Here is a 13,144-nt window from a genome sequence, read left to right as displayed (position 1 = left end):
GGATTGTTGACTTCTTTAGTAGTGTCTAGGTAAAACTGTTTTCAAAGAGGATATTAAATCGTGTATTTATTATATTAAAATTTAAAAAATATTGTTTTTCCTAAAAATACATTTGTGTTTTTGAGAAGAATTTATTATTATTTATAAAGTAATTTATCGTTCTTATATTAAGATAGAAAGAGGCGTATTCAAGTGGCAAACAAAGAATTAAAGAGAGGGCTGGAGGCGCGACATATTCAAATGATCGCTCTAGGTGGTACGATTGGTGTAGGCCTATTTATGGGTTCCGCTAGCGCTATCCAGTGGACTGGGCCATCCGTGCTCCTTGCATATGCTATCTCGGGCATTTTTATATTTTTCATCATGCGAGCTATGGGTGAGATGCTCTATGTAGAGCCAAGTACTGGATCTTTTGCAACATTCGGTTATAAATATATTCACCCATTGGCGGGTTATTTAACTGCGTGGAGTAACTGGTTTCAGTGGGTTATCGTTGGGATGTCTGAAATTATAGCAGTCGGAACATATATGCAATATTGGTATCCTGATTTACCTGCATGGATTCCTGGGTTAATTGCTATGGTTATACTAGGTGTAGCAAACTTTATTTCTGTTAAATCATTCGGCGAATTCGAGTTTTGGTTTGCGATGATTAAGATCGTTACAATTGTGCTTATGATTGTGGCTGGTATTGGCCTTATTTTCTTTGGGTTTGGAAATGACGGTATGCCAATCGGTTTATCCAATCTGTGGTCACATGGTGGCTTCTTCACAGGTGGTTGGACAGGTTTCTTCTTTGCATTATCTTTAGTCGTGGCGGCTTACCAAGGTGTAGAGCTTATCGGAATTACGGCTGGAGAAGCAAAAAATCCGCAAAAAACAATTACCAATGCTATCCAAAGTATTATTTGGCGCATTTTAATTTTCTATATCGGTGCGATTTTTGTTATTGTAACGGTTTACCCGTGGGATGAGTTAGGAACGATTGGTAGTCCGTTTGTTGCTACTTTTGCTAAGGTAGGGATTACGGCAGCGGCTGGTATTATTAACTTTGTTGTAATTACAGCAGCTATGAGTGGTTGTAATAGTGGCATTTACAGTGCGGGACGTATGCTTTATACACTGGCTATGAATGGTCAGGCACCTAAGTTTTTTGCAAAGGTTTCAAATAACGGTGTTCCGATTTTAGGTACTGCTGGCGTATTAGTTGGGTTAGTCATTGGTGTTATTTTAAGTTATATTGCACCAGAAAACCTATTTGTTTATGTTTATAGTGCAAGCGTACTTCCTGGGATGATTCCTTGGTTTATTATTTTAATTAGTCAAATTCGGTTTAGAAAAGTAAAAGCAGCGCAAATGGAAAATCACCCATTTAAAACGCCTTTAGCTCCTTTGACAAACTATGCAACCATCGCGTTTTTAGTTATGGTGCTTATCGGTATGTGGTTTAATGAGGATACGCGTGTTTCGTTAATTGTAGGGATTGCTTTCCTGATACTTGTAACACTTAGTTATTATGTGTTTGGTATTGGAAAAGAAAGACCTGCTGGCAAGCGTACTAAATGATCGAAAAAGGATGTATCTCTTTAATTTGAGATACATCCTTTTTTATAGTAGAATCAAGATTTTTTAGAGATGTTCCATACATAGTTATTCAAAAAAGGGATAAGCTACATAAAGAAATATGTTGTGTTCATGATACATACGGGCGTTTAACGGGGGTTGAAATGGCATGGAAGAAAGAGAACAGCAAGTAATTGACCAGATAAAGGACAAGGTTCAAGAAATTGATGATGTCGTTATAAAAAAGATGGTTACTGATGCAGGGGATGCGACAATTATCTATTTCTCTTCTCTTATAGAGAAAATGACATTACAATCGATGGTTTTCATACCGTTAGCGAACCATGTTAATCAAATTTTTCAAGTATCTGATGCAGTAGAATTAGACGATGTGGATTTGATTTTGCAAAAATTAGATGCAGGCCAAACCTTATTGTTTTTCCATAAAACAGCACAACTACGAGTGATTGACACCTATAGTGCCCCTACACGTTCGATAACAAATACGGAAACAGAGTCAACAGTTATTGGACCACAAGATGCTTTTACTGAATCATTAGAGACCAATATTTCATTAGTAAAAAGACGGATTCAAAATCCAATGTTAAAAAATGAAACACGCACTGTAGGAACAGAAACCAATATTAAAATTTCAATTTTATATATAGACAATATCGTAAATAAAGAAAATTTAGACACGCTACGAGAGCGAATCAATCAAATCCAATTCCCTTTTTTTACAGATATATCAGAGCTCAAGCAACTGATTGAAGATAATCCGTTATCTCCTTTCCCACAGCATTATATGAGCGTACGACCAGATAGTGTTAGTCAGTATCTTATTGATGGAAGAATCGTGATTTTTATGGACAATAGTCAGGCTGCGATTGTTTGTCCTACATCCTTTTTTGAAATGTTTGTTTCGGTCGAAGATTATTATAACCGATGGACAACAGCCTCATTATTACGAATGCTTCGATTTTTTGGCTTTTTCCTAACCATTATGATTACGCCGATGTATATCTCTGCTTTAACATTTCATCCTGAAGTATTACCTTATGAGCTTTTGTTAAATCTTCAGGAATCCAGAAGTAAAGTTCCATTTCCGCCACTAATAGAAGTATTGTTTATTGAATTAATTATTGAAGTGCTGCGTGAAGCAGGTTCGCGAATGCCTGCTAAAGTCGGTCAAACGATTGGTATCGTTGGAGGTATCGTGATCGGTACAGCAGCTGTTGAAGCGGGATTGCTTAGTAATATTCTAATTGTATTGGTTGCGACATCTGCCTTACTGTCATTTCTACCACCGATCTTTTTATTGAGTAATACAAGTAGATTTATTCGTTATATTTTTATTTTGTCTGCTGGTCTGTTTGGGTTATACGGATTAATGCTAGCATTTGCATGGCTATTTGCTCATTTATTACGATTAAATTCATTAGGAACACCGTATATGTCACCGGTTGTTCCTCGTAATGCCAGTGATTTATTCGATAGTATTATTCGATTTCCAACCAAATATTTAAAAACCAAGAAGGGTATTTCTAGAGCACAAAAAAAATAACAGCTTTTGTAGCATTTGAGGTGGTTTTAGTTGAGTACAGGTAAGAGCAAGAAAAAGTTATTAAATGCATATCATGTTGTGTTTTTAGCACAAAGCGTCATGATTGGTACTGGTATTCTCTCCCTGCCTCAGCAACTTAGTTCTTTAGGCTATAGCCAAGCATTGATGCCATTGATTTTTGGTGTGATTGCAAGTGTTACACTGTACCCAATGATTTGGATTAATTCTAAATTTCCAAATGACAACCTATTTCGTATCAATGAAATCCTACTAGGTAAATGGTTAGGGAAATGTATCAATCTTTTTTTCGTTATTCAATTTCTCGTTTTTATTGCAGGTATTATTAGTAATTATATGCATCTCATTCAAAGTACTGCTCTTCAAGAGCAAACTATTACGGGGCCTGTTTTTTGTTTTTTATTATTGCTTATTTATATTGTCAGTGGAGGCATTAAATCAATTGCCCGTTTTTGTATCATGACCTTTTTTCTAACGATAGGTTTTCTATATTTTACACATTGGGCATTTGAAAAGGGCGATATGAGTCACTTTTTACCTCTATTTAATTTTTTTAGTGTAAATGACTTTTATGAGGCATTAAAAAGAGGGTATTTATCCGTTCTAGGTTATGAATTAGTCATGTTTTATTTTCCCTACATTGTCGATCAAAAAAAAGCATTCCGTCATTCGTTAATTGGCATTTGGATTAGTATCTTACTTTGTTTTATTACGACAGCGATTAGTGTTATGTATTATTCTGAATGGCAGCTAGAATATGTGGAATTTTCAGTACTAAACTTGTTTAAAGCTGGAGAGTTTTCGTTTATTGAGAGAATTGATATTTTTGGCATTACATTATGGGTTTTTTTAATTTTATCGACCGTGGCCGCCTATTTATGGTGTGCAAAAAAAGGGGTAGAGACTTTAGTATCTAAAAAAAGTAATGTTTATTTGTACATCTTAGTTGCGATTATTTTCTTTGTTGTAAAAATGCCATCTTCCAGAGAATTTCAAGATAAATTATTTACAAGTGCCAATTATGTTGGCTATATGTTAATTCTTTGGCCAGTATTATTAATGATAGTTTATGTACTTCGAAAAAAGAAGCAGGTGCAAGTATGAGCAGAAAACTTCTTTATGTAACTCTTTGTATCCAACTATTCGTTTTAGCCGCCTGTACGGAAAAAGAAGTAAAAGTTCCGCTTGAAGATGTCGGAATGGTGGGCATTATCGCATTTGATTATATTGATAAGGATAGTATGAAATTAACCGTCGCCATTCCTCAATATTCACCTGAAGCGCAACGTAGTACGCAAACTTTTTCTGTGACTACGGAACTTGTTTCAAATGGCATTGTGGAGATAGAAAAACTTTCAGACAAAAAAATTGTTTTTAATCAGTTACGCGTTGTGTTGTTTAATGAAGAGTTCGCACGTCAAGGTAATATTCGAAAAGTGCTTCAGCATTTATACCGAAATGCCGAAGTTGGGAATAAAGTACTTATCGCCATTGTGAAGGAAAAAGGAGAGGAAATGCTGAAATATAATTATCCTGATAAACCGAATATTAATTTCTATTTAAACGATTTATTGCAACCTAGCATTAATACAGCATTTAATCCTAATACGAACATCCATGATTTTATGTATACCATTTCGAATCCGGTATTTGATCCTACTATACCGTTTATTGATAAAAATAGTGATAAAATCGAAATAAAAGGGATTGCTGTATTTAAAGGTAACCAGATGATTGAATTGATCACGCCGAATGAGGCACTCATTATTCAGGCAATCCAAGGAAGAAAAAATCTTGCGCCATTAGATATTAAAATGGAGCAAGGACATGGCAAAGAAAAGTTATTGATTGACTTAGTGGAAAATGATGTGCATATTGAGAGTAATAAAAATATGCATTCACCTAAACTCACGATAGCATTAACAATCAAAGGAACATTAAGTGAATATAAAGGTGCACGAGAAAATGATTTATTTACTATAGAAAGTTTAGCGGATTTAGAAAAAGACGTGAATAAAGAGTTGGAGCAAGATATTAAAAAGTTTTTAGATAAACTAAATGAATGGCAAGTAGATCCAAGTGGTCTTAGTGAATATTTCCGAATGTACCATCGCGGAAAATGGACAACTGAAAAAAAGCGGGAGATTATTAGTAAAGTAGCAATTGATGTACAGGTGAAAACATCTATCATTAGTACAGGGACATTAAAATAAACTGTTTCAGTGAAGAAAGTTGAATCATCAGAATTATAGAAGAAGGAAAAGAGCGCGGTCAACCAATATAAATAATACCGTTATTGACGGGTACATGTTCACAGCTATAATCAACAGAAAGCTATAAAAAGGCAATTTATCATTTGAAAAAGTGATAAATTGCCTTTTTTTAGAATGATTTTCGCATAATAAAGCTTACATGTCGGCCACATGTTTTGTCTTGACGGTAGGAGAAGCCTTCTTCACTAAGATACGTACAGGTCTGATCAATCGTAATTTGTTGTGATGCAATGCCTGCTAAGCTTTGGCAACAGCATGCACTGCGTATGTCCAATATCGAATGGGATCATTATCGGCAGCATCAAGTGAAACCCAAGCAATAGCCTCTTCTTTATTTTTTAACCAGCTACTTAAAAAGGTAGTTTTCCCATAGAGTGCTAGTGCACGTAAAATCGTCACTTTTTTATAAGTATGATGCTGTAGAAGATTATTGAACTGCTTTCGTTCAATTAAATCAGGTGCGTTGTCTGGCAATTCTAATTTAGTAAGTAATAATGTCGTAATTATGTTTTTCCTCCATTTTAAATAGTAGAAACTAGGAACTTAATGAAAGTTTAAGCAATGTAACAAAGGAGTGCTTTTGGCTTTTTATATATGGATTTGAAGTTTAATAAGGGAAGTGGCTAATGGCAAAAGTTAAAAAAGTTTTAATGTGGTTGATTTTTAAATAGAGTAAATTGCTGTTCAAAGGGTTTGAAAAGAATTGAAGAAAAACATACAAAATTATTGAAAAAATAAAGAGTGTATAATATTTTATAAATAAATAAGAATACTGATTATTCAAAAAGTAATTTATTGAATATTTTCTAAGAAAGGGAAGGAAGATGGTACTATGAAAAAAACATTTTACTTTTTTGCTAGAAACTCAATAATTTACCTAACTACAGTTGTATTAATCACTACAATTACATTAACTTTTGTACCAGTTAAGTCATTTGCTATACCTCTTTCAGAAGAATTGGAAGATGATAGTTTTGTAATATTGGAAATTATTAAATTTACGGATAAAGAAGTAGTGTATAAAACATTAGAAAGTGGCGACCTTTTTTTATATGAGGAGCAAATTGAAAATGAAGCTGTAACTACTAATAAATATAAAATAGATAATGTAGCTAAAGAACTTGTCGAAAATTTCATAACAATTATTGATATGAATGAAGATGATATTTTTGTAAGCCAGAAAAATTTATTAAGTAAACAGATTTATTCAAAAACATCTATGAATGTTTCGCCTGTTAACGAAATTAAGAATGATAAAATAGTATATACGACAAGTGCAACAGGTGAATGGGTGACAGCAAGAGCGAGTGGGTTTAATTATTCATATTATAAATACAGTAATGGAGGGGGAAAAGCCAGAGAACTATCCAATGAAAAAACAGTTAGCACATACAATAAGTACTTTGATCAATTCACAAGAAATGTTGATAAGATAAGAAATTTTGAAACAAGTATTCTAAAGGATTTATTATTAATAGGATTACTAGATCAGGCATTTAAATCAATCAAAAAGCCTACAGTTGCTAACGTCACAAATTTCTTGAGAAAATATTTAAAAAGCATACCTGGCATTTCTGTAATAGTTGCATCTGTTGAATATTTAATTCTTACTAATAAAACGTTAAACTCCTATAAAAAAATCCCTGGATCAGAACGTAATTGGAGATTTGGAAAATACGATGATTTTTCCAATGTACGGGTTTCATGAAACATAAAAAAGAGATACATTTTATTTTAGTAATACTTATCATATTTGGTGTATTATCTTTTTCATTAATAGAAATTTTTCATCAAGTCCAAAATGGTTATTTCCCTAGAGCGACAACCATTATAGTATTCTTATTTGCAACTTTTACTTTATTCATTTTATATTTTGGAAGGAACAAAAGATGAGATAATTTGATTTCAATAGCGAAGGTTATTTTGACTTGTGTTTTCAAAGAGTATAATCAAGACACGAGTATTTATTATATGCCGAAAACTCAATTTTTTAACAGAAAGCACTCCACAAAAGTGAGCATGCTTAGTGAACATTTCCGAATGTATCATCGCGGAAAATGGACAACTGAAAAGAAGCGGGAGATTATTAGTAAAGTAGCAATTGATGTACAGGTGAAAACATCCATCATTAGTACAGGGACATTAAAATAAACTAATTCAGTAAAGAAAGTGCCACTATTGACAGGTATATGTTCACAGCTATCATCAACACTACTGGACTTGAAAGTTATAAAAAGGCAATTTATCATTTGAAAAAGTGATAAATTGCCTTTTTTTTAGAATGATTTTCGCATAATAAAGCTTACATGTCGGCCACATGTTTTGTCTTGGCGGTAGGAGAAACCTTCTTCACTAAGATACGTACATGTTTGATCAATCGTAATTTGTTGTGACGGAATGCCGGCAATTTCACATTGCTTTTTCACAGTTTGCTGATTATCAATGTGATACTTGTTTGTGTCAGCATTGAAATACATAAAATTATCGGCATAGCCTAGACGATTAAATTGTTCATAGACATCGCCATCAACCTCAAATTTTTGCTGGCTAAGTGCCATGCCAATTTGAACATGGAAATCCTGTGGATTACAGTGCTCTTGTTCTATTAAATGACGGAAAAGTTTCAATGTCACTTCCTTGACTGTTCCTTGCCAGCCAGAATGAATGACACCGATGACACCACTACGTTCATTATAAAAAATAACAGGTACACAATCAGCAGTAAAAGTACAAAGCATTACATCTTGGTCAAATGTATAGAGTGCATCGGTATTGGCAATGGCTGTATCTTGCCTCAGCGCGCCTAAACCTTTATCTGCTACAGTTGCACGATAAAAATTAGCACTGTGTGTTTGTTGAGTACATATAAAATCATTGATATCACATTGCAACGAAGCTGCTAATTTCTTTCGATTGCTTAACACATCCTCAGTACTTGTGCAGACATGTAGTGCCATATTATTTTGTTCAAGTTCCAAAACGTCCTTTAAGGTAGTTCCTGCTATGAATTGCTTATTGTTGTAATAAAATTTAGTTTTCATATCATCACCCCGTTTAACTATATCGGATTAGATTGCCAATGTATAGCTTATGCAATATGTATCTGGTGTTACAGGCTATTTGACCTCACTGTGTTTACTGATAAAAAATGGACTTTCTTTAAACAGACATAATAGATTCATACCTTATCATACAGTAGCAAAGTAGAGGTTACATTACCAACATTCAAGTAAAAAGGAGTGTGTGTATGAATCAAGACTACTTGCTCTTAATTTGTCAAATAGGCATGAGTCTGTTTTGGATAGTGACATACATATTTATTATAAAACGTGGCTTTCAGGATGAGCAATATGGTATGCCAATGGTTGCAATTTGTGCCAATATATCATGGGAGTTTATCTTTACGTTTATATATCCACACAATGATTTTCAAAGAATCATTACGTTTAGTTGGTTTGTCCTTGACCTTGTAATTATGTGGCAGTATTTAATATATGGGCGCAAAGAATTTAAAAATACTATGTCTACCACACTTTTTTATACATCTTTCCTTTTTACATTGGCAACAAGCTTTTTAGTTATTTTGGCACTCTCGCATGAACTTCATGATATGCAAGGGATATATGCTGCGTTTATACAAAACTTAATGATGTCAGGGTTATTTATCGGCTTGTTTTTTGCAAGGGGGAGTCTGGCAGGTCAATCTATGTCTATTGCAGTGTGCAAAATGATTGGAACATTATTTGCAGCCGTCGCATTCTATTTCTATAGTAGCATCCCACTTATTACAATTATCTCTATGGCAACCTTTATGTATGACTGTTTATATATTTCCTTAATAAAGTGCCAGTCACCCAAACAATTCTGAATATAGTGCCAGTCACTCAAACAATTTAATGTGGGCGGGAAGTTTTCCATTTATCATGAAGTTTATGACTGGAATGGTGCCTTTGCTGTTTAAAATCTTGTAGTAATATATTCCTGTTACAACTATATTTCAATTTTATTACTGACAAGTTGAGAATAAACACTGATAAACTCGTAATCTATTCGTCAATTATTTCAAATGTCATACAACTGTAAAAATCCTTCCAAATATTTAGTGATGCATTATTTCACTAATCTATTTACCATAAATATAGAGCAAAACAGGAAGGAATGATTTACATGTTTAGAAAAGTAAAAAAAGTAGCGATGGCATCCGTATTATCACTATCCTTATTGGTACCAATTAGCGCAATGGCCGCTGACTCATATACAGTAGTAGCAGGCGATTCTCTTTGGAAAATTGCTGTAAAAACACAAACAGGTGTACAAGAATTAATAGATGCAAACCCTCAACTGGCAAACCCAGATCAAATAAATATAGGTCAAAAAATTAATATTCCAACAAATGAACAAGCTTCTGTAGAGCAAGAAGTAGTGAAACTTGTCAATGCAGAACGAGCGAAAGCAGGTCTGCCAGCATTAAAAGAAGATTGGGAGCTATCACGAGTAGCAAAATATAAATCTCAAGATATGCATGATAAAAATTACTTTGACCATACTAGCCCAACGTATGGTTCACCATTTGCAATGATGAAGAAATTTGGCATTACGTATAAAGCAGCTGGAGAAAATATCGCCAAAGGTCAAAAATCAGCTTCTGAAGTCGTAAATGCGTGGATGAATAGTGAAGGACACCGTGCAAATATTTTAAACAAAAGCTATACACATATCGGAGTTGGCTTTGTGAAAGACGGCAACTATTGGTCTCAAATGTTTATTCAAAAATAATATATTCAGAACTGTTCCTCAAAGTGGAACAGTTCTTTTTTATGACGTGCATTCATGAATTATGCGGCCTTTGCGTGTCGTCTATAAGTTGACAAAAAAGAGCAACTACCAGCTTTCAAGAGCTGTTAGTTGCTTTTTATTACTTTTTGGCAAGGAGAATAGCTTGTGAACGGGATTTTACACCTAGTTTTTGATAAATAGTAGATAAATAAACGCGAATAGTGCCAGCCGATAGATTTAGCATGTTTGCAATTTCACGATTGGTTACACCCTTGGCTAACAGATCAAATACCTCTTTTTCACGCGGTGTCAACACTTCATGACGAACTACATTGGTTGTACAGCTTTGTAAATAATGTAAATAATAGTCTGGGTAAGGATTCCACTTAGCTGCCAATGATTCTAATTGAAAATATTGCTCCAGAAGGGGGAGTAGCTCTTTTTCATCTGCCAATGTCCGAACATAGTAGTATTTAGCGGCCCATTGCAATACTTTATGTAAAATATCTAATGCAATAGCAGTGTTTCCTAAACGATGCTGACAAATAACTTCTAGTACTGTTGCTTCTATCATCGTTGCAACTTGATCATCTTGCTGTGCCTTTGTTTTAACTTGAATGATTACTGGTAGTGCATCCTGAGGTGTGTCCTTTAATAACAATAAACGAGCATAAACGAGCTGCCAAAATGGTTGCTTTGTTTTTGTTGCTAGTAAGAGCATCTCTGCGTTTTGGCTATCTCCCTCGACGATAAAACAATAGGCTTGCATAATTTGAATCGACGTTTGCCAATGTTTTTCCGAAACATCTTCTAACACCTGAGACAACATGATACGGGCTGTATTTGACTGTTGCTGATGAGCGTATATTTTCGCTTTAAGTAAATACATAGGGATATATAAACCTGGGTCTTGATGTTGTTGACCTAATGCAATGGCGATTTCCAACTCTTTTTGGGCAGCTTCTATAAAACTTCGCTCATATAAAGATTCAGCAGCAACCCCATAACTAAATGCTGTCACATTTGCAGTTTGTAATGTTGTTTCTCGAAAAAGTTTGCTAACAGCTTCGCCTTCTTCAAACAGTTGCAGTTTTCCTTTAGAGCCAATACTTGTACGTGAAATCTTATATTCAAAAATATTATAGGGAATCGGAACATTATCCCAGCGAGAAGGAGCAGGACCATTCGCAAGCAAATTGCGCATAATCTCTTCAACCAATTGTAAATTTCCGCCAGAAGCGACAATGGCATACGCTTTTGCACTTTCATATATATAGGCCATTGCAGCATGCTCTTCTTGCGCCATCCATTGTTCTACATGCTGTCGCAGTTCAAGCTCTTCCATTAGAGAAGTAGCTATTTTTGTGTCCATTGTTGTTATAGAAGTTAGGAAGCCGATAACAAGCATTTCATACGAAACGGTATACTGAGCACTTCGAAGTTGATGCAACCAGCGCATGAATGTTGTCGTTTGCCCGGAAGCGTATAGCTGGACAAGATGTTCTGCAATCCATAAAGCAGCTTGATTATATTGTTCATATTTAAGTGCAAGTTCAATGGCAGAATGATAATTTCCTTGATTATAAATAGCATGTGAGACTTCTTGGACAATAGTCTGTACTTGCTGCACGGAATACTGTTTATTTAGTTCTACTTGTAAAGCTTCGGCAAACAAATGATGGTAGCGAAAAACAGGCTTTTTTGTTTGGAGACGAATAATAAATAGACCTTTTGCTTCTAAACTTTCCAACAGTTCAAGACTATTTGACTGCTTTGTTAGTTGGTCACATATCGCTGGTTCTAGCTCGTGCAGTAGGGAGGTCTTTATAAGAAATTTTTGCGTTGTTGTCGGAAGGTTTTGAATGATTTCTTGCCATAAAAATTCAGAAATAAACGGTTGTGCGATATGATCGTATAAGTCAACTTGGTGTTCATTTGCCAAGCGTGTTAATAATAGGCCCGCTACCCATCCTTCCGTTTTGTCCAACATTTGTTGTAAAAATTGTTGATTGAGTGGTGTTACCTGTTTGCAAGAAAAAAATTGCTTCGTTTCTTGGAACGTAAAGCGTAAATGATCCGCATCGAATTCTTGTAGCCATTGTTTCACTCGCCACTTAGCAATAGGGAGGGCTAGGGTTGTTCGAGTCGTTAGATAGACGTGTATCTCTACAGGTAAGTACTCGATAAATTGTGTCATAAGTTGATGAATTACCGGATTATCGATTACATGATAATCATCTAATACAATTTGAATCGGTTTTGCTAAAGCATGGAGCTCCTCTAAAAATGAATTTATAAAAAATTCCAGTGTAGCTAGGTCTTGGGTGTGTAAAAGCGGTGCAAGTACTTGATCGATAGGGCATTGATAGGCTTTTGCAACGGCATGCACAGCATACGTCCAAAAACGAATCGGATCATTATCAGCAGCATCAAGTGAAAGCCAAGCGACCGTTGCCTTCTTAGATTTGAACCAACTACTTAGAACAGTCGTTTTCCCATAACCTGCTGGTGCACGGAGAACCGTCACTTTTTTATAAGTTTGGTTCTGTAAAAGATCAAACAATTGCTTGCGCTCAATCAAATCAGGTGTATTGAGAGGAATAGTTAATTTAGAAGATACTAGTGTAGTAGACATCTTTTTTTACCTCATTTTTTTAAATTTAGGATAATGATGTAATTAATTTTACTACAAGTGTTAACATAATTTCGAATGTTAATAGTCCTAGCATTAGATAAATGATAAAAACATTGATTTATCAACGTTTATAAGGTTATTTAAACTAATTAGCCCCAGTTTTAGCCCCACCCATTTCTAAACTTCTGCTGAACACTTCCATTGACTGCTCTTCCAACTCTTTCATTACATGCCCGTAAATTTCATAAATCATTGCTGGAGTATTTCCTAATCGTTCAGCAATGGTTTTTACGTTTTGCCCACTATTTAATAGAA

11 protein-coding genes and 1 pseudogene are annotated in these 13,144 nt (G+C 34.7%); 8 read left to right on the top strand and 4 right to left on the bottom strand.

Going from position 1 to position 13,144, the window contains the following annotated elements; translation table 11 throughout:
* The first annotated feature begins 192 nt into the window (after positions 1–192).
* The 4 genes from FC748_RS09795 (at position 193) to FC748_RS09780 (ending at position 5,358) form a co-directional block, all read left to right on the top strand.
* Positions 193–1,566 (top strand): amino acid permease, encoded by a 1,374-nt coding sequence (locus FC748_RS09795; protein WP_024364232.1) that lies wholly within the window; start codon positions 193–195, stop codon positions 1,564–1,566.
* A 166-nt stretch (positions 1,567–1,732) separates the two neighbouring features.
* Positions 1,733–3,127, top strand: a complete 1,395-nt coding sequence (locus tag FC748_RS09790; protein ID WP_108030420.1) for a spore germination protein — start codon at positions 1,733–1,735, stop codon at positions 3,125–3,127.
* A 30-nt stretch (positions 3,128–3,157) separates the two neighbouring features.
* Positions 3,158–4,249: a GerAB/ArcD/ProY family transporter gene (locus FC748_RS09785; RefSeq protein ID WP_238600181.1), complete on the top strand. Its 1,092-nt coding sequence runs from the start codon at positions 3,158–3,160 to the stop codon at positions 4,247–4,249.
* Entirely contained in the window at positions 4,246–5,358 is a 1,113-nt protein-coding gene (locus FC748_RS09780; protein ID WP_024364229.1) for a Ger(x)C family spore germination protein, read from the top strand. Before FC748_RS09785 ends, FC748_RS09780 begins: the two co-directional genes overlap by 4 nt.
* Positions 5,359–5,527: 169 nt before the next feature.
* Here FC748_RS09780 and FC748_RS09775 read toward each other — a convergent pair.
* Positions 5,528–5,659: pseudogene (locus FC748_RS09775) on the bottom strand (laccase domain-containing protein); the annotation flags it as partial.
* Positions 5,656–5,892 (bottom strand): hypothetical protein, encoded by a 237-nt coding sequence (locus FC748_RS09770; protein WP_137102297.1) that lies wholly within the window; start codon positions 5,890–5,892, stop codon positions 5,656–5,658. The gene FC748_RS09770 and the pseudogene FC748_RS09775, both read right to left, overlap by 4 nt.
* A 358-nt stretch (positions 5,893–6,250) precedes the next feature.
* On the opposite strand from FC748_RS09770, the gene FC748_RS09765 reads away from it, so the two are divergent.
* Both FC748_RS09765 and FC748_RS22060 read left to right on the top strand, forming a co-directional pair.
* The gene (locus FC748_RS09765; protein WP_108030422.1) at positions 6,251–7,126 is read left to right on the top strand and encodes a hypothetical protein; all 876 of its coding nucleotides are present in this window, start codon (positions 6,251–6,253) and stop codon (positions 7,124–7,126) included.
* Positions 7,127–7,389: 263 nt separating this feature from the next.
* On the top strand, positions 7,390–7,569 hold the full coding sequence (locus tag FC748_RS22060; RefSeq protein ID WP_153062814.1) for a Ger(x)C family spore germination protein: 180 nt from the start codon (positions 7,390–7,392) through the stop codon (positions 7,567–7,569).
* Positions 7,570–7,694: 125 nt separating this feature from the next.
* On the opposite strand, the gene pgeF is transcribed toward FC748_RS22060, so the two are convergent.
* Positions 7,695–8,459 carry a peptidoglycan editing factor PgeF gene (gene pgeF / locus FC748_RS09760; RefSeq protein WP_107895982.1) on the bottom strand — a complete coding sequence of 255 codons (765 nt, stop codon included), beginning with the start codon at positions 8,457–8,459 and terminating at the stop codon, positions 7,695–7,697.
* A 206-nt stretch (positions 8,460–8,665) separates the two neighbouring features.
* On the opposite strand from pgeF, the gene FC748_RS09755 reads away from it, so the two are divergent.
* Positions 8,666–9,286, top strand: coding sequence for a transmembrane-type terpene cyclase (locus FC748_RS09755; protein WP_108030424.1), 621 nt, complete (start codon positions 8,666–8,668; stop codon positions 9,284–9,286).
* A gap of 299 nt (positions 9,287–9,585) precedes the next feature.
* Complete coding sequence (locus FC748_RS09750; protein WP_025219101.1) at positions 9,586–10,194, top strand: YkwD family sporulation-associated protein; 609 nt, start codon at positions 9,586–9,588, stop codon at positions 10,192–10,194.
* Positions 10,195–10,333: 139 nt separating this feature from the next.
* On the opposite strand, the gene FC748_RS22425 is transcribed toward FC748_RS09750, so the two are convergent.
* Entirely contained in the window at positions 10,334–12,829 is a 2,496-nt protein-coding gene (locus FC748_RS22425) for a winged helix-turn-helix domain-containing protein (protein ID WP_108030425.1), read from the bottom strand.
* Positions 12,830–13,144: the final 315 nt, after the last annotated feature.

It is taken from the genome of Lysinibacillus sphaericus (genome assembly GCF_005217585.1).
Taxonomy (GTDB): Bacteria; Bacillota; Bacilli; order Bacillales_A; family Planococcaceae; genus Lysinibacillus; species Lysinibacillus sphaericus.
This window is presented reverse-complemented; position numbering and strand designations above follow the sequence as displayed.

What these genes read in the sequence shown, in the direction of transcription:
- FC748_RS09790 (WP_108030420.1), top strand. Translation starts at nt 1,733, where the DNA reads ATGGAAGAAAGAGAACAGCAAGTAATTGACCAGATAAAGGACAAGGTT.
- FC748_RS09780 (WP_024364229.1), top strand. Translation starts at nt 4,246, where the DNA reads ATGAGCAGAAAACTTCTTTATGTAACTCTTTGTATCCAACTATTCGTT.
- FC748_RS09765 (WP_108030422.1), top strand. Translation starts at nt 6,251, where the DNA reads ATGAAAAAAACATTTTACTTTTTTGCTAGAAACTCAATAATTTACCTA.
- FC748_RS22060 (WP_153062814.1), top strand. Translation starts at nt 7,390, where the DNA reads ATGCCGAAAACTCAATTTTTTAACAGAAAGCACTCCACAAAAGTGAGC.
- pgeF (WP_107895982.1), bottom strand. Translation starts at nt 8,459, where the DNA reads ATGAAAACTAAATTTTATTACAACAATAAGCAATTCATAGCAGGAACT.
- FC748_RS09755 (WP_108030424.1), top strand. Translation starts at nt 8,666, where the DNA reads ATGAATCAAGACTACTTGCTCTTAATTTGTCAAATAGGCATGAGTCTG.
- FC748_RS09750 (WP_025219101.1), top strand. Translation starts at nt 9,586, where the DNA reads ATGTTTAGAAAAGTAAAAAAAGTAGCGATGGCATCCGTATTATCACTA.
- FC748_RS22425 (WP_108030425.1), bottom strand. Translation starts at nt 12,829, where the DNA reads ATGTCTACTACACTAGTATCTTCTAAATTAACTATTCCTCTCAATACA.